The following is a 19,351-nucleotide window of genomic DNA, read 5'->3' on the forward strand; positions in this document are numbered from 1 at the left end:
CGTCGTTATTGTGTCCGGGGCGATGAAAGGCGCGTCGTCGCCCCGGAGGGGCCTGTCGTCAGGCATTCACCGTCAGAACCAGGTTTCCATCTGCATACCGAACGACCATTCGCCGCCCGAGGTAAAACCATTGCTGCCCAGCGCGTCATCGCTGGCGTAATTATTCAGTTTTTTGCTCCAGTCCATCCACGAGGTGTAAAGGCGGATTTCAGGGCGGCTGAAGAAATCACCGATGCTTCCGACCTTAAATGTCGGGGCGAAGGTGAGCTTGTAGAAGCTACCGTTTACCGCATGACGATCGTTATAACCTTCGGGTTTGAGATCCATATACTGGTAGCTGCCTTCGTAAGCGAGAGCGAAGTTCTGGTTGATCTCCTGGATCAGGCGCATGTTGAGCGTGGCCCACTGATAGCTGTCGCCATCGGCATAACGGCCTTTACTGCTTTGCGCCAGGATCGCCGGGGCGATAGACCAGTTTTCGCTGAGCGGGGTGGTGCCATAGCTGGCGAAGCGCCAGGTGTTGGCTCCCGGCCGTAGCGCGCCGTCAGAGCCGATACCTTTAACTTCCGCGCCCAGGCCGTGACCGTAGAGCAGGGCGGTTTTGCTGATGCCTTCACGCAGACCGTAAAAACTGTCGTTGTGCAGGCCGAGCAGCGTATGTACCCCGGTATTTGCCGCATCGCCTTTGACCGGGTTACCGTTGGTATCCTGACGGTCGTCGTTGTCTTTTGCCCGCATCCCGCTGACCATCACCTGCACCGGACCGATGAAGTTGTTCATGCTGAGGATATAGTTCTGCACGCTGTTGCTCGAGTCAGCAATATCGCCGAAATTGCGCCCGTAAAGCGAGAGGTTGCTGCGGATGCTGTCGTTCCACCTGACGTCGTAAATACCGCCGCCGGTACCGGCGAGGAACACAACGTCAGAGTCAATCCAGTGAATATCAAAGTTGTCGCGGTCGAAGCGTTTCCCGGCCCACAGGGTTGAGCCTTTAAACGCCCCTGTGAAGGTGGGCAAGTTGCCCAGTTCGACAAAGGCCTGACGAACGTTCAAATCGCTGCTGCTTGCCGTCCAGTCGTTATAAGTGGTTTGTCCGTCGGCGACCATCACTTTGAAACGGGTCGTCGCGCCATTATCCAGGGTCTGCTTGTGTTCAAGGTTCATTTCAACATAGGTATCGGCCTGGTTTCCCAGACGACCGATAGCCCCGCCGGTTTCCCCCGCTGGCGTCATGTAGGCGCCGGATTTGGTGCTGGCGGCGGAATCATTCATTATCACGCCGGAGCGGGCGTAGCCGTGAAACTCAAAGCCGCTTTTCTCATCGGCCTTCTTCTCGAGTTTGGCGGTACGTTGAACCACTTCCTGCGTCGAGTCCTGATTTTTCTGCTGCTGCGCGGTGAGCTGCTGGACCTGTTTCTCCGCCGACTCGGCGCGGTTTTCCGCAGTTTGCGCCCGGTTTTCCGCCTCCTGCAGGCGTTTTTCCAGGGCGATCAAACGGGCTTCGATCGTGCTGAGATCCGTTTGCGCGTGGGCTGAGGCGGCGCCGGTTAGCAAAGCGATAAGGACGGCGAGTGTGCTTTTTTTATACATGCTGGTTGCATCCCGAAAGGAAAATGTAAAATGTTGTTTTTTGCTAAACCGGTTTAGTCGCTATGTTAAGCATGACCCTTAACATTTTGAAATGGATTTTGCTAAACCGGTTTAATAAATGTGATGGATGCAACAAACTGGGCCGCGCGCGGCGGCCTGAAGGATCAAAACTGGCGATTAAGATCGCGCTGGTATGGCAGGGCGGTCATGGCGCCTTTCGCCGTTGTCGCCAGGGCGCCGCAGGTTTGCGCCAGCGTGAGCGTCGGTTCCAGCGCAGCGATATCCGTCGGCATCCCGTTGGCAGCAAGGCTTGCGAGCAGTCCGGCGACAAATGCGTCGCCCGCGCCGGTGGTGTCCACGCTGACAACGGGCTTGGCGCTGAAATGGGTAAACTGCTGCTGAAAGGCGGCAAGTACGCCGGCTTTGCCCTGGGTCACCAGCAGCAGTTCAGGCTGATAGCGTTCGGTCACGCTGGCGATTCCGTAGGCTAAATCATCACTGCCGCTGATGAATACCAGCTCCTCTTCCGACAGCTTCACCACGTTGGCCATGCGCAGGGCGCGATCGAGGCAGGCGTGCAGCAGCTCCTGATCCTGCCAGAGGTCCGGGCGGATATTGGGGTCAAAGCTGACCCGGCCGCCGGCATGTTTGATGCTTTCCATCGCCGAGAAGGTGGTGCTGCGGCTGGGCTCGGCGCTGAGCGCGATGGAGCAGACGTGCAGCCACTGGTTGGCGGTAAACTGCGGCAGGTCTTCTTCCGCCAGAAACAGGTCCGCGCTGGGGCGCACCATAAAGGTAAAGGTACGTTCCCCCTGATTGTCCAGGTCGACCACCACTGTGGAGGTACGGTGCTGGCCGTCGAGGCGCATATGGCTGACGTCGACCTGCTCCTGTTGCAGGGTATGGCGCATAAAGCGGCCAAACGGATCGTCGCCGACGCGGCCGATAAATCCGCTGTCGCCGCCAAGGCGGGCGATACCGACCGCCACGTTAGCCGGGGCGCCGCCGGGGCAGCGCAGCAGGCGGCCTTCGCTCTCCGGCAGCAGGTCCACTACCGCGTCTCCCAGAACCCAAACTTTTGCATTCATGTTGAAAATTCTCCATAGCTAAACTTAATTAAACCGGTTTAGCACATTAAAGCATAGCGACAGAATGAGGGGAACGTCACGGGCGGAAAAGTGCCAATCAGGGCATAAAAACGTGAGCTGGTTAGCAAAAGAGCGATGATTCGGCCAGGCGGGAGGGGCTTCCGGTGGCGGCGGGCGAGATGGCGGCATAACGCGGTAGGCCGGAGAGGCGCAGCGCGCCGCCTCCGGCAAAGCCCTGGAGAGAGGGGATCTCAGGGCTTGATGTTCAACGCCGCAGCCGCTTAAGCCCCCGCCGCCAGACCGTCGATAATCACCTGCATCACCCCCTGAGAACAGGGCTCGATGCGCCCGCGCACGCCGTAAACCGCCGCCAGAGCCTGCGGGGTAATCACCTCGGCCGGCGCGCCGTCCCCCAGCAGTTGTCCCTCTTTCAACATCAGCACGTGATCCGCGTGGCGCAGGGCGATATTGATGTCGTGAACCACCACCAGCGTGATGATGTTGCGCCTCTGCGTCTCCTCACGCACCAGATCCATCACGTGGAACTGATAGTTTAAATCCAGCGCGCTAAGGGGCTCATCCAGCAGCAGCAGGGCTGGCTGACGGATAAGCGATTGCGCCAGGCCGACGAGCTGCTTCTGCCCGCCGGATAGCCGGTCGAGATAGCTCAGCGCCAGATGTTCAATGCCTAGCTGGCGCAGCAGCGACATCACCTGCGCCTGATTTTCCGGGCTGTGCGCTCCTCCGGCGGCGCGTTGAGCGACAATAATCGACTCCAGCACCCGCAAGTGCACGCCGGCGGGCAGCGTCTGCGGCAGGTAGACCACTTTTTCCGCACGCCGGGCAAAGGGGAGGGCAAGCAGATTCTCACCGTCCAGCAACAGCTCGCCCGCGGACGGCCCCAGCCCGGCCATCGCCCGCATCAGGGTGGATTTTCCGCTGCCGTTGGGGCCGAGCAGCGCGGTGATTTTACCGCGCTGCAGCCGCGGTACCGTCAGGTCGCGGATCACCTGACGTCTGGGATAACCGGCGCTGAAATGGGTCAGCGCCAGTCCGGATACAACATGGCTCATACGTGCCCCCGATGGCGCAAAATGATGCTCAGGAAAAAAGGCACCCCCACCAGCGAGGTGACGATGCCCACCGGAATCACTGCGCCGGGAATCAGGTTTTTTGCCGCAACCGAAGCCAGCGACAGGACGAGGGCGCCGATTAACGCGCTGGCCGGCAGGTAAAAGCGGTGATCTTCGCCGAAAACCAGCCTGGCGATATGCGGCGCCACCAGGCCGATAAAACCGATTGGGCCAACGAACGCCACCGAAATCGCCGACAGAACGCTGATGCGCAGCAGGGTGGTCAGGCGCAGGCGGCGCACGTTGATGCCGAAGCTGACGGCCCGGTCCTCGCCGAGGCGCAGCGCGGTCAGCTTCCACGCGCTGCGCATTGATAGCGGCATGACGACCGCCAGTATCGCAAGCAGGATCCCCACCTTTTGCCATGAGGCGCGGTCAATGCTGCCCATCGTCCAGAACACCAGTCCCTGGAGGGTATCTTCGTTGGCGACAAACTGCAGCATCGATACCAGCGCATTGAAGGTAAACACCAGCGCGATCCCGAACAGAATGACGCCGGAGGTGGCGACCTGGGTCCAGCGCGTAATACCGTCCAGCAGCAGCGCCGCCAGCAGAGCGAAGATAAAAGCGTTGGCCGAGACAAACCACTGGCCGGGAATGCCGGGAATCCCTATCCCCAGCACGATAGCCAGCGCCGCGCCGAATGCCGCCGCCGAGGAGACGCCGAGCGTAAACTGGCTCGCCAGCGGATTGTTAAGGATGGTCTGCATTTCCGCCCCGGCGAGGCCGAGAGCCAGGCCGACGACGATCGCCATCAGCGCATAGGGCATGCGGATATCCCAGACGATCGCCCGCGTCCCGGCGCTGGCGCTGGCCGGGTCGGTAAGGGTTTGCCAAAGCGCCTGCAGCGACAGGCCGGATGGTCCCATCACGAAGTCGAGCAGCAGCGAGGCGACAATCAACAGCGTCAGCAGCAGCAGCATGATGGCGCGGCGGCGCACAATGTGACGGTAGTTTGCCATTACGTCACGGCTATCGACGCCGAACGCGACGATATCGGATTCAGGAGAGAGACTCATGGCTAATTACTCACCTTGTTGCCAGGAAAAAACAAACGGCAGATCGGGAAGGGTGGTGAAATGACGGACAATGTAGTGCCAGCTATCGTCAGGGTTGAGGTCGCTGAAGGTCTGGGGATAGATATCCTTCGCCAGATACGCCATCCCGACGATATTCCACGGATGGTTGTAGAAGTGGTGGTAAATGCCGTAAGCGCGTTTTGCTTCAATCGTCGGGATGTTGCTCACGCCGGTGCGCGACAGCAGCCGCTCCGCCTGACGATTGACCTCCTGGGGATCGGCCTGTAAACCGAGCGGCAGCACCTGGCTATTCCCGCGTTTTGAACCGGTCATAATATAGGCATCCGGCTTCATGCTAATCACTTTTTCCAGCGACACAAAGCCGGAAGCGCCCGGCAGCAGCTGCGAGCCGATATTGTTCGCGCCGACGGCTTCGACCAGACCGCCCCAGCCGTTGTGGCCGTGGGTAAAGCAGCAGGCATCGCTATTACCCGCCAGCGCCTCGACAAAAACGTTAGCCTTCGGCGTGATGTTCGCGGTTTTCTGGCGGATGGCGTCCAGCTGCTGACGGTAATAGTCGGTATAGGCTTTGGCGTTTTCTTCACGGTTAAGGACTTTCCCCAGCAGATCGATACTCGGGGCGGTGTCTTTGCCGGGGTTGATTTCATAATCGACGAACAGCACGGGAATATTCAGCGCGCTGAGCTTGCTGATGACACCGCTCTCCTCCAGCGCGGGCTTCGCGCGAAGCTGGGCGATCATCAGGTCCGGCTGGCGGGAAATGACGCTCTCAAGGTCAACGTTGCCCTTATCGCTAAAGCCCATATCGAGGATCTGAGCGGATTGCGGCCACTTCTCTTGCAGCATTTTCCAGGTATTGATGTCCTGTTTTCTGGCCAGGTTATTCCATGCCACGACGCGCCTGAAGGGGTTGTCGCGGTCGAGCAGGGCCATGGCCATAATATCGCGACCATCCTGCAGGATAATGCGCTGTGGCTCATGCTGGAGCGTAATCGCGCGGCCGTCGAGATCGGTGACGGTGAGCGGATATTGCGCGGCAAAGCTACAGAGAGGAGTGGAAATCAGGGCAGTAAGGATGAATGAACCTACTGATTTTCTTGCCATAATATGCGTTCCGTTTGCTAATTTATAAATATAATGATTCTGAGAATTATTCTCGTGTAAACATAAACGGCAAGTATATCAACGGCAAATGACTTAAAATGTAACAAATTTGTTGGAATTTATTCGCGCATTCAGAAGCGGGACGCGGCAGACCAAAAGTCGATAGAAAAGTCCGAAATCAGTTTTAAGAACAATCCCTAAAGCCAGACGGTAAAATCTTGTGCCATGCTAAATGCGACTCATAACATTAAGTTCGTTAGCGAGAGAGGACATTATGAAAAAAGCAATGATTGCGTTATCTGCGATTCTGGTAGCAGCTCCTGTTTTTGCTGCAACAACGACACACGCAACCGACGATACCGTCGCGGCGGCCCATGAAGGGGCGAACACCGCGAAAGAAAAACTGCACGAGGCCCAGCACCAGGGTGAAGAGCAGCAGCTGAAAGCCAAACACGCGGCAGAAGGCAAAAGCGACAGCGTAGGCAGCGAAGTCAGCGAAGGCGCGCAGAAAACCTGGAATAAGACCAAAGAAGGGACTGAGAAGGGCTGGAACGCGACCAAAGAAGGCACCGAAAAAGGCTGGAATAAGACCAAAGAGGTCAGCAAAGAAGGCTGGGATAAAACCAAGCAGGGTGCCGAAGAGCTAAAAACCAAAGTCACTGAGTAATCTCTGGCTATTTTCTCAAAAAGGTCGCGAAAGCGGCCTTTTTTGTTATTTGGTGCGCTTTGTTCAGCGTCGGGATAATATTTTAAAAACGTTATCATGCTCTCTCCCTGGATTTTTAGCCGCACTGCGGCGGCGAATTTATAAGTCCCCGGGAGCACCGGTCGCCAGGTGAACGGGGGAATGCATCCAGCCAGGACATGCGCCTTAAAAGATGAAAGGTATAAGCCAGGAATTGTCCTGGTTATATTGTTACTCACTATTCCTCCACATTTTCCCGGTACAAAGGAAATATATCAGGAGGTGTATTATGAAAAAGATTCTTTCACTGGCGATTATTCTATCTTGTGCTTTGACTTCCGTCTCCTGGGCGGATGGTCCTGGCGGCAACAACCGCGGTCAGCAGCAGGTCTGGCAGCAAGACGCCGGCCGCGGTGGCCCGGACGGCAACCGTCAGCAGGGGCCGGGCAAGGGGCCGCAGGCCAACAATCATCAGGGTAACGACGATAACCGTGGCCCGTCGCGCGGTGACAAGGGGCCGCAGGGCAATCCTCATCAGGAGCGCCATGAGCGGGACCATTTCGCGTGGAACGGCCATGATTTTCGCAAAGGTCAGCCGGCTCCGGAACGTTATCGCGGCAATGATTACCGGATAAACGACTGGAACGATCGCGGATTACCGGCACCGCCGCACGGACAGCACTGGTCCTATATTGACGGTAACTATGTGCTGATTGCCGCCGCGACCGGGATTATTACGTCGATCCTGATTAACGGCGCGCTGAGCCACTAACCTTTTCTGCTTTAACCTCGCAACCGCCTCCTCCGGAGGCGGTGCTGTGCACCTGTTCGCGCTACCGATTTCCGCGTCTGCGGGACGGTAGTCCGGCCAGCCTGGCGCTATCGGGCGATGCCCACCTGCCCCTGTTCTCACATCAAATCCGCTTAAAAACCGCAAAGTTGAAAATATCATCCTTGCGCCTCTTCTTTGATGTTTTATCTGCTTATTTAGGCTTTATAAATGAGTATTGTGCTTCATGATTAATAAAAGGCAGAGAATGTAAGACGTTTCCTGGTTCAGGTGATAGTAAAACTCGTCCGCTTCGCCGTTAAATCGCTATGAATAAATCAGATGAAAACCCCGCGCGGAATAAGAAATCCTGCTTGCAATAAACCCTTAGCACGTTAAGTTATTAAAGCTTAGCACTTGATTCTATATCCCGGAGACCGGCATGACCGACTGTGTAATTCCTGAAATTAAAGCTACCGAAGATGAAATGATTGCGATCCGTCATTATTTGCACGCCCATCCGGAATTAAGCCTGGAAGAGTTTAATACCAGCGAGCTGGTGGCCGGAAAACTGACCGAGTGGGGCTATACGGTGACCCGCGGGCTGGCGAAAACCGGGGTGGTAGGAACGTTAAGCAAGGGCGATTCGCCGCGTACTATCGGCCTGCGCGCCGACATGGACGCGCTGCCGATTTTCGAAGCGACCGATCTCCCCTGGGCCAGCACCGTGGCCGGAAAAATGCACGCCTGCGGCCACGACGGCCACACCACCATTCTGCTGGCGGCGGCGAAATATATCGCCTCGCCGGCCTGCCAGTTCAACGGCACGGTACACCTGATTTTCCAGCCCGCGGAAGAAGCGATCGGCGGCGCGGATTTAATGATCAAAGACGGCCTGTTTGAGCGCTTTCCCTGCGAGCGCATCTTCGGCCTGCACAATATGCCGGGCCTGCCGGTGGGGAAAATCGGCTTTTACGCCGGGAATTTTATGGCCTCGGCGGATACGGTAAAAATCACCATTACCGGCTACGGCGGCCACGGCGCGCATCCCGAGCGCACCGTCGATCCCATTGTTACCGGCGCGGCGCTGGTGATGAATCTGCAAAGCATCGTTGCGCGTAACGTACCGCCGGGCGAAACCGCGGTGGTGAGCGTCGGCACCTTCCAGGCGGGTATCGCCTCCAACGTCATCCCTGAGAACGTGGTGATGGAGCTGAGCGTGCGGGCGATGAAGCCGGAAATTCGCGACCTGCTGATTAAGCGGATCAAGGAGCTCGCTGATTTTACCGCCAAAAGCTACGGCGCCAGCAGCGAGGTAGCGGTTTTTGACTCCTATCCGGTACTGACCAACAGCGTCGAAGAGACCGAATTCGCCAAAGCGCTGGCGCTGGACGTCTTTGGCGAGGAGGGCGTGCTGGAATCCATTTCGCCGATGAACGCCAGCGAAGATTTCGCCTTTATGCTCCAGCAGCGCCCCGGCTGCTACTTCCTGCTGGGCAATGGCGAGAAAGGCGGGAAGGGCAGCTGTATGGTGCACAACCCCGGCTATGACTTTAATGATGACATTATTTCTACCGGCGCGACGCTGTTCGCCCGGTTAGTTGAAACACACTGCCGTTGATCTCTGGAGTCCGTAAATAATGAAAAAATCTCTTCTGCTGTGGGTCGCGCTGATGGCCTCAACTTCAGCCCTGGCCGCAGAAAATAAGGAAATTCGCTTTGGCGTCGATCCGACTTTCGCGCCGTTTGAATGGAAAGATCCGCAGGGTAAGCTGGCGGGTTTTGATATTGACCTCGGCAACGCGATTTGCGCCCAGCTGCAGGCGAAGTGCGTGTGGGTGGAAAGCAACTTCGACGGCATTATTCCGGCGCTGAAGGCGCGTAAGTTCGACGCGATCCTCTCCGGCATGTATATGACCGAGAAGCGCAAAGAGCAGATCGGCTTTAGCGACAAGCTGTACAACGGCCCGGTGTTCCTCGTGGCGCGTAAAAACACCCTGGCCGGGAATACCGTCGAGCAGCTGAAGGGCAAAACCATCGGCGTAGAGCAGGGCTCGGCGCAGGAGACTTACGTTAACCAGCACTGGCGCACGGCGGGGATCAATATCGTCGCCTATCAGGGGGCGGATCGCGTGGTTCAGGATCTGGAGTCCGGGCGTATTGACGGCGCGGTGCTTTCCGGGATGATGGCCGACTACAGCTTCCTGCAGCAGCCGCAGGGTAAAGATTTTGCCTTCGTTGGCGGCCACCTGAAGGACGACAAGCTGTTCGGCGCCGGCGCGGCGATTGGCCTGCGCAAAGAGGACGATGCTCTGCGCCAGGAGATAAACGGCGCGATTGCCACTATTCTCGCCGACGGCACCTATAAAAAGTTAGCCGGGAAATATTTTAGCTTTGACGTCTATTCCGGGACATAATGTTGTTATGCATTCAGCGGGCACGGATAGCCCGCTTCAAGCTTCCTTTTCTTACTATCCCGTAATTGTCCTTTTCTGGCCCTCACGGCGTTCCGAAGGATACTGAATATAAGCGATAAGGAGTGAACGGCATGATGACACGTCCCTTGGGCAAAACCGGATTTTCCATCGCCCCGCTGGTGTTTGGCGGTAACGTTTTTGGCTGGACCATCGATGAAAAAACCAGTTTTGCCATTCTTGATGCGTTTATAGACCACGGCTTCGATGCTATCGACACGGCGGATGTCTACTCCCGCTGGGCGGATGGCAACCAGGGCGGCGAGTCTGAAACCATTATCGGCCGCTGGCTACAGGCGCGGCCAGGCATGCGCGATAAGGTAAAGCTCTTCACCAAAGTGGGTTCCGATTTAGGCCTTCCCGGTCATAAAGGGTTGAAAAAAGCCTGGATCCAGCAGGCGGTGGACGACTCCCTGCGACGCCTGAATACCGATTATATTGACCTCTATTTCGCCCACTGGCCGGACCCGGAAACGCCGGTCGCCGAAACCCTCGACGCCTTCCACGCCCTACAGCAGGCGGGGAAAATCCGCGCCATGGGCGCCTCGAACCTCGATGCGCAGCAGCTTTCAGGCGCGCTGGAGGTGTCGCGTAAAAGCGGCCTGCCGGCCTGGCAGGTGCTGCAGCCGGAATACAATCTTTATCATCGCTCGGCTTTTGAGGGCGCGCTCTGCGACCTGTGCATCAGCCGCGATATCGGCGTGGTGACCTACTACAGCCTGGCGTCCGGCTTCCTGACCGGCAAATACCGCCAGCAGTCCGACCTGGCGCAAAGCCAGCGCGGGGGCGGTATCGGCAAATATCTCAATCCTCGCGGGCTGCGTATTGTCGATACCCTGGTTGAAGTGGCGGAGCAAAGCGGCGCTAAACCTGCCGAAGTCGCGCTGGCCTGGCTGATGAGCCGCGACGGCGTGACGGCGCCCATCGCCAGCGCCACCAGCCTCGCTCAGGTGGAGAGCTTTGCTCGCGCCGCCGCGCTGAGCCTGAGCGCCGGGCAGCTGGCGCGTCTGGATACCGCCAGCGCGTAGTGATTGAGGCCGGAGCCTGTCGGGTTCCGGCCTTTTGTCTCTCCGCGTTTTGCTGCGCGCGCTTCCTCACCTTTCGCCCAAACCTCTGCGGCGAATCCCTTTCAGCGAAAAATGAAACGTTTTTCCAGACGGCAAAAGCCAGGCTTGATTACGATAAGATAATGCGTATAGTTCTCATTCTTCTTCTTGTTTGCGGTTTTATCAGGAGATAACCTGCGTACGTCGCGGGCTCACAGGGAAACGGCGAAGGCACTGGATGGGGCTCACAGGCGCAAGACCGGAAATGCGAATTTCGGCGGCGGAGTCACTATCGGATCGTTGATTTTGTTCAGGACTGATCTTATGAAACGCACTCTCCCGGCGCTGGCCGTCTCTGCCAACTTAAGCGGCTGCGCCGCACCGGCTTTCCCGCTGCGGAAAACGCTGCTGGCGTTAACCATTGGCGCAATCTCCCATTCGGCAACGGCGGCGGAAAACGTCGCCGAACGCCAGAAAAGCGAAGAAACGATGGTCGTTCAGGCCGCATCCGCCAGCGATTTTAAAGCCGGCGGCGATTTGATAGTGCCCGCCTATCTCGATGGTCAGATAGCCAACGGCGGCCGTCTAGGGATGCTCGGCGAACAAAACGCGATGGACGTTCCGTTTAGCATCATCGGCTATACCTCGAAGCTTATCGAGGATCAGCAGGCGAAAACCATCGCCGATGTGGTCAGCAACGATGCCGGGGTTCAGCCGGTGCAGGGCTACGGTAACTACGCCGAGACCTACCGCATTCGCGGCCTTAAATTTGACGGCGATGATATGACCCTGAGCGGGCTGGCGGGCGTGGTGCCGCGTCAGGTGGTGGATACCGCCATGCTTGAGCGGGTCGAAATTTTTAAAGGCGCCAACGCTCTGCTTAACGGTGCGGCCAGCTCCGGCGTCGGCGGGATGATCAACCTGGAGCCTAAGCGCGCGGAAGATACCCCGACCGCCCGCGTGGGCGTCGACTATACCTCGGATTCTCAGGTCGGCGGCACGCTGGATTTGGGCCGCCGCTTTGGCGACGACAACCAGTTCGGCGCGCGGGTGAATCTGGTGCACCGCGAAGGCGAGGCGGCGGTGGAGAGTGATAAGCGCAGAACCACGCTGGCCTCCATAGGGCTCGATTATCGCGGCGAACGGGTGCGCAGCTCGTTTGACTTTGGCTATCAGAAAAAAACCTTCCACGGTAGCCCGATGGGCATCAACATTTCGGGCGTCGATTTTATTCCGCGCCTGCCGGATAACACCCACAACTACACGCAAAAATGGGCTTACAGCGATATCGAAAATGAGTTCGGTATGCTGAGAATGGAATACGACATTGTCGATAAATGGACCGCCTACGCCGCTCTGGGGGCGCAGCATGCCCATGAAATCGGTCTCTATAGCGCCTCGAAGCTGATTGACCGGGCGGGCAACGCCACGGCGGGGCGCCTGGACACCAACCGCTATATGGATACCGCCAGCGGCATGGCCGGGATACGCGGCGAATTCGCCACCGGTTTTGTGTCGCACAAGGTCAACGTCGGCTATTCGGCGAAAACCCAGAACGACAAAACCGCGTGGCGGATGTCGAAGGCGGCGGATAATCCGCTGGTGAATATCTACGATACCCGTCCGGTTGCGCCCCCGGCGAACGCTTCATTCGGCGGCGACTATGACGATCCGCTCACCAGCGGCCGCACCCGTTCCCAGGGCTGGCTGCTGAGCGACACCCTCGGCGTGCTGGACGATACGCTGCTGTTCACCGTCGGCGCCCGTCATCAAAAAGTGGTGGTGCGCAACTACGATAAAGTCACCGGCCTGCAAAGCGATGCGTATGACGACAGCCGCTGGATGCCGACCTATGGCGTGGTCTATAAGCCGTGGCAGGTTCTCTCTTTATACGCTAACCATACCGAAGCCCTGCAGCCGGGCAGCAATGCGCCAACCTCCGCCGCTAACTATGGGGAAAGCGTCGGAATTATTCACTCAAAACAAAACGAAGTCGGGATGAAGGCGGATTTTGGCCGCATTGGCGGCTCGCTGGCGCTGTTTGAAATTAAAATGCCTTCCGCCTTCCTGGATAGCCAGAAACGCTATGGCCTTAACGGCGAGCAGCGCAATCGCGGCGTGGAATTTAACGTTTTCGGCGAACCGCTGTACGGCCTGCGCCTTAACGCCAGCGCGACCTGGCTGAAAGCCGAACTGTCGAAAACCAAGGATGGCGTCAATGATGGTAAAACGGCCATCGGCGTACCGGGCTTCTACGCGGTGCTTGGCGCAGAGTATGACATCAAACCTATCGACGGCCTGACCGCCACCGCACGCCTCAATCACTCGGGTTCGCAGTATGCCGACCAGGCGAACAGCAAGAAGATTGATAGCTTCACGACCCTGGATCTCGGCGTGCGCTATCGTCTGGCGCTTAACGAGAACCAGAATCAGATGACGGTACGCGCGGGCGTCGATAACGTGACGGATGAGAACTACTGGTCCGGCGCGGACGACAGCGGAACCTATCTGTTCCGCGGCGAACCGCGCACGTTCAAGGTTTCGGTCGGCTACGAATTTTAAGGCAAAACCGCAGGAGCGGGCAGGGCGGCTCGCCGGTTGTAATAAATCAATGAATGTATAAAGCCAGGGCATCTGCGGCTTGAAGTATGACGATTTTATACCCTAAATAATTCGAGTTGCAGGAAGGCGGCGACGCAGGGAATCCCCAGGAGCTTACTCCAGTAAGTGACTGGGGTGAGCGAGAAAAGCCAACGCACATGCAGCTTGAAGTATGACGGGTATAAGTGTTAAAAGGTGCCCCTTCATATATATACACAGGGGATCGACGTGAAAGACGCGTCAACGTCGTCGGATGCCGTAGAGGAAAGCGGCCCGACGCTTCATCGCGGTTTACAGAACCGACATATTCAACTTATCGCCCTTGGCGGCGCCATCGGTACCGGCCTGTTTCTCGGCATCGGGCCGGCGATTCAAATGGCGGGACCGGCCGTACTGCTCGGCTATGCCGTCGCCGGGATCGTCGCCTTTCTGATCATGCGCCAGCTGGGCGAAATGGTCGTCGAAGAACCGGTTTCAGGCTCCTTTGCCCACTTTGCTTATAAATACTGGGGCCCGTTCGCCGGTTTTCTTTCCGGCTGGAACTACTGGGTGATGTTCGTGCTGGTCGGGATGGCGGAGCTGACCGCCGCCGGGATCTATATGCAGTACTGGCTGCCGGATGTGCCGACGTGGATCTGGGCCGCCGCGTTCTTCATCATTATCAACGCCGTAAACCTGGTGAACGTGCGCCTGTACGGTGAAGCGGAGTTCTGGTTCGCGCTGATTAAGGTGCTGGCGATTATCGGCATGATCGGCTTTGGCCTGTGGATGCTGTTCGGCGGCCACGGCGGCAGCAAAGCGGGCATCGATAACCTGTGGAAACACGGCGGTTTCTTCGCCACCGGCTGGCACGGCCTGATCGTGTCGCTGGCGGTGATCATGTTCTCCTTCGGCGGACTGGAGCTTATCGGCATTACCGCCGCGGAAGCGCAGAACCCGGAAAAGAGCATCCCGAAAGCGGTTAACCAGGTGGTATACCGTATTCTGCTGTTTTATATCGGTTCGCTGGTGGTTCTGCTGGCGCTCTATCCGTGGGTGGAAATCAAATCCGACAGCAGCCCGTTCGTGATGATCTTTCATAATCTCGACAGCAACGTGGTGGCTTCCGCGCTGAACTTCGTGATTCTGGTAGCGTCGCTGTCGGTTTATAACAGCGGCGTTTACTCAAATAGCCGGATGCTGTTCGGTCTGTCGGTGCAGGGCAATGCGCCGAAGTTTCTCGCCCGCGTCAGCAAGCGCGGCGTGCCGGTTAACTCCCTGCTGCTCTCGGGGATTATCACCTCGCTGGTGGTGCTGCTTAACTATCTGCTGCCGCAGAAAGCCCTCGGCCTGCTGATGGCGCTGGTGGTAGCAACGCTGCTGCTGAACTGGATTATGATCTGCCTGGCGCACCTCAAGTTTCGCGCCGCCCAGCGGCGCAAGGGGCGCGAGTCGAAGTTTAAAGCGCTGCTGTCGCCCGCCGGAAACTATATCTGTATCGCCTTTCTGGGGCTGATCCTGGTGCTGATGTGCACCATTGACGGGATGCGCCTGTCGGCGATTCTGCTGCCGGTGTGGATCCTGTTCCTGTTTGTGGCCTTTAAAACCCTGCGCCGTCCGGCGTAGCACGATCGCCCCGTCGTCCGGCGGGGCATTATCTGTTTTTATTGTGATCTTCTTCGCGCTTAGCGTATTTTGCCCGCGATCTTCTTTTTGTAATCGATTACTTTTTATTTGAGCGTATTTGTAATCGATTACTTTATGAGGGCGGTCGAAATGGTCACAACAACCGAAGGTCGTGAAAGTCCCCGCGTAGCCCACCGTTTTCTGGTGCCGCGGCTGTCGTTAATGATGTTTATGCAGTTCTTTATCTGGGGTAGCTGGTCGGTGACGCTGGGGCTGGTGATGACCCGCTATGAGATGTCGCTGCTGATCGGCGATGCTTTCTCCGCCGGGCCGATTGCCTCTATTCTCTCGCCATTTGTGCTGGGAATGCTGGTCGATCGCTTTTTCGCTTCGCAGAAGGTGATGGCGGTGATGCATCTGGCCGGAGCGGTTATTTTGTGGTTTGTCCCGCAGGCGCTGGTGGCGCAAAACGGCGCGCTGCTGATTGGCCTGCTGTTCGGCTACACCCTGTGCTATATGCCGACGCTGGCGCTGACCAACAACATCGCTTTCCACAGCCTGGCGAACGTCGATAAAACCTTTCCGGTGGTGCGCGTCTTCGGCACCATCGGCTGGATTATCGCCGGTATCTTCATCGGCGTCACCGGTATCTCCGATACCACCGGCATTTTTACCCTGGCGGCGCTCTGCTCGGCGGCGTTGGCCGTTTATAGCCTGACGCTACCGCACACGCCGGCGCCGGCGAAAGGGACGCCGGTCCAGTTTCGCGATCTGCTGTGCGCCGACGCTTTCGCGCTGCTTAAAACGCGCCACTTCCTGATTTTCTCCCTCTGCGCGACGCTGATTTCGATTCCGCTGGGGACCTACTACGCCTATACCGCCTCTTATCTGGCGGATGCCGGCATCGCGGACGTCAGCACCGCGATGTCGTTCGGTCAGATGTCAGAAATTTTCTTTATGCTGGTGATCCCGCTGCTGTTCCGCCGCCTCGGGGTGAAATACATGCTGCTGATCGGCATGGCGGCGTGGTTTGTGCGCTACGCCTTCTTTGCGCTGGGGGTCAGCGAAGAGGGGCGCTTCCTGCTCTATCTCGGCATCCTGCTGCACGGCGTGTGCTATGACTTTTTCTTTGTTGTCGGCTTTATCTATACCGACCGCGTGGCCGGTGAAAAAGTGAAGGGCCAGGCGCAAAGCATGATCGTGATGTTCACCTACGGTATCGGCATGCTGCTGGGGTCGCAGATCTCCGGCGCGCTGTACAACCATCTGGTGGCAGGCCAGAGCGTACCGCAGGCGTGGGTGACCTTCTGGTGGATCCCGGCGGTGGCCGCTGCGGTTATCGCGCTGATTTTCCTTTTCTCTTTCCAGTACAACGAGAAAGAGCAGCGTTAATTTTTCAGGAGGTGGTATGAAAACAATCAAAGGACCGGGCATTTTCCTGGCGCAGTTTATCGGCGCGCAGGCGCCGTTTAATACCCTGGAGGGCCTGGCGCAGTGGGCCGCCGGTTTGGGCTATCAGGCACTGCAGATCCCCTGTAACCATCCGGCGATTTTCGACGTTGAACGCGCCGCCGCGAGCCAGACCTACTGCGATGAGGTGAGCGGCATCCTGGCGGAACAGGGCCTGGCGATCGGCGAGCTGTCCACCCATCTTGAGGGGCAGCTGGTGGCCGTTCATCCGGCTTATGATACGGCCTTTGACGCGTTTGCGCCCGCAGCGCTGCGCGGTAACCCGCAGGCGCGCCAGCAGTGGGCGGTAGAAAAAGTACGCCAGGCGGCGGTGGCCTCGGCGCGTCTGGGGCTGAAGGCGCATGCCACCTTTTCCGGGGCGCTGGCGTGGCCTTATTTTTATCCGTGGCCGCCGCATAATCAGCCGCTTCTCGATGAGGCCTTTGATGAACTGGCCCGGCGCTGGCGACCGCTGCTGGACGTTTTTGACGAACAGGGCGTGGATGTCTGCTACGAAATCCATCCCGGCGAAGATCTGCATGACGGCGTGACCTTCGAGCGTTTCCTGCAGCGGGTCGATAACCATCCGCGCTGCAATATGCTCTATGACCCCAGCCACCTTCATCTTCAGCAGATGGACTACCTGGCGTATATCGATATCTATCATTCGCGAATCAAAGCCTTTCACGTCAAAGATGCCGAATTCCGCCGCGACGGGCGCAGCGGGGTCTACGGCGGCTATCAGAACTGGCAGCAGCGGGCGGGGCGTTTTCGTTCGCTGGGCGATGGGCAGATCGATTTCAAAACGATTTTCAGCAAGCTCACCGAGTATGATTTTGACGGCTGGGCGGTGCTGGAGTGGGAGTGCTGCCTGAAGGACGCGGAGGTCGGCGCGCGCGAAGGCAGCGAGTTTATCCGCCGCCATATCATCCCGGTCTCCGGGCGGGCGTTTGACGATTTCGCCGCAGGCAAGGAGGGGGAATAATGATTCAGGTCGGCATTATTGGCTCCGGATTTATCGGGCCGGCGCATCTGGAAGCGCTGCGCCGGGTGGGCGACATCGAGGTGGTGGCGCTGTGCGACGGTTCGCTGGAGATGGCGCAGCAGAAGGCGCGCCAGCTCAACGTGGCGCACGCCTACGGTAGCGTTGAGGCGCTGCTGGCGCATCCCGGGCTACAGGTGGTGCATAACTGTACGCCGAACCATCTGCATGCGCGGATTAACCGACAGATCCTCTCCGCCGGACTGCACGTCTTTTCGGAAAAGCCGCTCTGCATGACCGCGGAGGAGGCCCGTGAGCTGGTAGCGCTGGCGGAAAGCGCCGGGGTGATTCATGGCGTCAGCTTTGTTTATCGCCAGTTTGCCATGGTGCAGCAGGCGGCGGCGATGATGCGCAACGGCGATGTCGGGAGGCTGTTTGCGGTGCACGGCAGCTATTTGCAGGACTGGATGCTGCTGGAGACCGACTATAACTGGCGGGTGGATTCGGCGCAGGGCGGGGCCTCGCGGGCGATGGCCGACATTGGTTCCCACTGGTGCGATACGGTGCAGTTTATGACCGGCCGACGCATTGTGGAGGTGATGGCGGACCTCTCCATCGTCTGGCCGACGCGCCAGGCGCCCGTGGCCGGCGACGCGACGTTCAGCCAGCATCGCGATGATATCGCGTATGAAGCGCGGCCCGTCGATACCGAAGATTTGGGGTCGGTCCTGTTTCGCTTCGACGATGGCAGCAAAGGGAGCTTTATCGTTTCGCAGGTCAGCGCCGGGAGAAAAAACGGCCTGACGGTGGAGATCGGCGGCAGCCGCTGTTCGCTGGCCTGGGATCAGGAAATGCCACAGCGGCTGTGGATTGGCCATCGCCAGGGGCCAAACCAGCTGCTGAGCGACGATCCGAGCCTGATGCTCGGCGAGGCCGCCGCCAGCGCCCACTTCCCCGGCGGGCATAATGAAGGCTGGCCCGATGCGTTTAAAAATATGATGCTGAGCTTTTATCAGGCGGTGCGCGCCGGTGAGATGCCGCCGGCATCGTCACGGCGTTTCGCCTCGTTCTACGAGGGGGCGGACGTGATGTACATCATTGCGGCGATAGTGAAAAGCCATCAGCAGCAGCGCTGGGTGAAGGTGGAAAGATAAGCCGAAGGCGCGGTGCGCATTTCGCGCACCCGCTGGGTTATTTCACGCCAAAATAGCCGTCGAGATACGTTCCGGCCAGTTCATTACCGAACAGCACGGCGTCTTTATTTTCCATTTCGTTGTCCCATTTATCGCTGACGTTGCCGGTAAATGCGTGCTGGGTTTTTGTGCCCTCTGCCACCTGCTGCCTGATTGCGTCGGCGGTACGGCGAGCGTCGCTTTCGCTCATCCCCGACTTTCTGTCCTGCTGGCCGCGGGCATAGATGTCGGTAAAGTTCGGCAGATTTAAGCGGTAGTTTTCCTGACGGTTACTAACGAAGTTACCGCCGACGAAATCGCTGCGATGTGAGACAAAATAGTAAGCGTGGCGTTCCGGGGACGATTTTGAGGAGGTACAGCCGGAAAGGGCGGCAAGCGAACAGCCGAGCGCGATAAACGCTATTTTTAGTTTCATTGATATCATCATCCATAATTATTAGAACAGGTATACCGATCATTCGGCTACAGAACAAAACGGCTAATTATGTCTATACGGTAGCACCTGAAGACCCATGAATCCAAGGGTCTTCAGGCGGCATTTTTTAGTTCTGCGCCAGCCCGCCATCAACGTAGTCTGGTGGTTGCTGACAGC

16 protein-coding genes are annotated in these 19,351 nt (G+C 58.0%); 10 read left to right on the forward strand and 6 right to left on the reverse strand.

The window, feature by feature from the left end; all coding sequences use genetic code 11:
* Nucleotides 1-72: 72 nt before the first annotated feature.
* The 5 genes from ABLV30_RS08755 to ABLV30_RS08775 form a co-directional block, all read right to left on the reverse strand.
* Nucleotides 73-1,590 (reverse strand): carbohydrate porin, encoded by a 1,518-nt coding sequence (locus tag ABLV30_RS08755; RefSeq protein ID WP_348865591.1) that lies wholly within the window; start codon nucleotides 1,588-1,590, stop codon nucleotides 73-75.
* 164 nt (nucleotides 1,591-1,754) lie between these two features.
* Nucleotides 1,755-2,678 (reverse strand): aminoimidazole riboside kinase, encoded by a 924-nt coding sequence (locus tag ABLV30_RS08760; protein ID WP_182158105.1) that lies wholly within the window; start codon nucleotides 2,676-2,678, stop codon nucleotides 1,755-1,757.
* 281 nt (nucleotides 2,679-2,959) lie between these two features.
* Nucleotides 2,960-3,751 (reverse strand): ABC transporter ATP-binding protein, encoded by a 792-nt coding sequence (locus ABLV30_RS08765; RefSeq protein WP_064358047.1) that lies wholly within the window; start codon nucleotides 3,749-3,751, stop codon nucleotides 2,960-2,962.
* Nucleotides 3,748-4,830 carry an iron ABC transporter permease gene (locus ABLV30_RS08770; RefSeq protein WP_265801642.1) on the reverse strand — a complete coding sequence of 361 codons (1,083 nt, stop codon included), beginning with the start codon at nucleotides 4,828-4,830 and terminating at the stop codon, nucleotides 3,748-3,750. Before ABLV30_RS08770 ends, ABLV30_RS08765 begins: the two co-directional genes overlap by 4 nt.
* A 6-nt stretch (nucleotides 4,831-4,836) precedes the next feature.
* Nucleotides 4,837-5,955, reverse strand: a complete 1,119-nt coding sequence (locus tag ABLV30_RS08775; RefSeq protein WP_009654147.1) for an ABC transporter substrate-binding protein — start codon at nucleotides 5,953-5,955, stop codon at nucleotides 4,837-4,839.
* Nucleotides 5,956-6,229: 274 nt separating this feature from the next.
* Between ABLV30_RS08775 and ABLV30_RS08780 the strand changes: the two genes are divergently transcribed.
* The 10 genes from ABLV30_RS08780 (at nucleotide 6,230) to ABLV30_RS08825 (ending at nucleotide 18,720) form a co-directional block, all read left to right on the forward strand.
* On the forward strand, nucleotides 6,230-6,622 hold the full coding sequence (locus ABLV30_RS08780; protein ID WP_004130158.1) for a hypothetical protein: 393 nt from the start codon (nucleotides 6,230-6,232) through the stop codon (nucleotides 6,620-6,622).
* Between the two features lie 307 nt (nucleotides 6,623-6,929).
* Nucleotides 6,930-7,412, forward strand: a complete 483-nt coding sequence (locus tag ABLV30_RS08785) for an RcnB family protein (protein WP_025107092.1) — start codon at nucleotides 6,930-6,932, stop codon at nucleotides 7,410-7,412.
* A 439-nt stretch (nucleotides 7,413-7,851) separates the two neighbouring features.
* Nucleotides 7,852-9,030 carry a M20 aminoacylase family protein gene (locus ABLV30_RS08790; RefSeq protein ID WP_004848538.1) on the forward strand — a complete coding sequence of 393 codons (1,179 nt, stop codon included), beginning with the start codon at nucleotides 7,852-7,854 and terminating at the stop codon, nucleotides 9,028-9,030.
* Nucleotides 9,031-9,049: 19 nt separating this feature from the next.
* A complete protein-coding gene (locus ABLV30_RS08795; protein WP_004848539.1) occupies nucleotides 9,050-9,826 on the forward strand; it encodes an ABC transporter substrate-binding protein in 777 nt (258 codons plus the stop codon).
* Between the two features lie 131 nt (nucleotides 9,827-9,957).
* Complete coding sequence (locus ABLV30_RS08800) at nucleotides 9,958-10,911, forward strand: aldo/keto reductase (protein WP_014228266.1); 954 nt, start codon at nucleotides 9,958-9,960, stop codon at nucleotides 10,909-10,911.
* 342 nt (nucleotides 10,912-11,253) lie between these two features.
* Nucleotides 11,254-13,491: a TonB-dependent siderophore receptor gene (locus tag ABLV30_RS08805; RefSeq protein WP_177945188.1), complete on the forward strand. Its 2,238-nt coding sequence runs from the start codon at nucleotides 11,254-11,256 to the stop codon at nucleotides 13,489-13,491.
* Between the two features lie 267 nt (nucleotides 13,492-13,758).
* A complete protein-coding gene (pheP, locus tag ABLV30_RS08810) occupies nucleotides 13,759-15,135 on the forward strand; it encodes a phenylalanine transporter (RefSeq protein ID WP_032748549.1) in 1,377 nt (458 codons plus the stop codon).
* 150 nt (nucleotides 15,136-15,285) lie between these two features.
* Nucleotides 15,286-16,527, forward strand: coding sequence for an MFS transporter (locus ABLV30_RS08815; RefSeq protein WP_014228269.1), 1,242 nt, complete (start codon nucleotides 15,286-15,288; stop codon nucleotides 16,525-16,527).
* A 16-nt stretch (nucleotides 16,528-16,543) separates the two neighbouring features.
* Nucleotides 16,544-17,569, forward strand: a complete 1,026-nt coding sequence (locus ABLV30_RS08820) for a sugar phosphate isomerase/epimerase (protein ID WP_143439493.1) — start codon at nucleotides 16,544-16,546, stop codon at nucleotides 17,567-17,569.
* On the forward strand, nucleotides 17,569-18,720 hold the full coding sequence (locus ABLV30_RS08825; protein WP_154971335.1) for a Gfo/Idh/MocA family oxidoreductase: 1,152 nt from the start codon (nucleotides 17,569-17,571) through the stop codon (nucleotides 18,718-18,720). The genes ABLV30_RS08820 and ABLV30_RS08825 overlap by 1 nt, the downstream gene beginning before the upstream one ends.
* Before the next feature lie 37 nt (nucleotides 18,721-18,757).
* Here ABLV30_RS08825 and ABLV30_RS08830 read toward each other — a convergent pair whose 3' ends face one another.
* Nucleotides 18,758-19,174 carry an Exc2 family lipoprotein gene (locus tag ABLV30_RS08830; protein WP_014228272.1) on the reverse strand — a complete coding sequence of 139 codons (417 nt, stop codon included), beginning with the start codon at nucleotides 19,172-19,174 and terminating at the stop codon, nucleotides 18,758-18,760.
* Between the last annotated feature and the right edge of the window lie 177 nt (nucleotides 19,175-19,351).

This window comes from Klebsiella sp. CN_Kp113, assembly GCF_040064585.1.
Lineage (GTDB): Bacteria > Pseudomonadota > Gammaproteobacteria > Enterobacterales > Enterobacteriaceae > Klebsiella > Klebsiella michiganensis.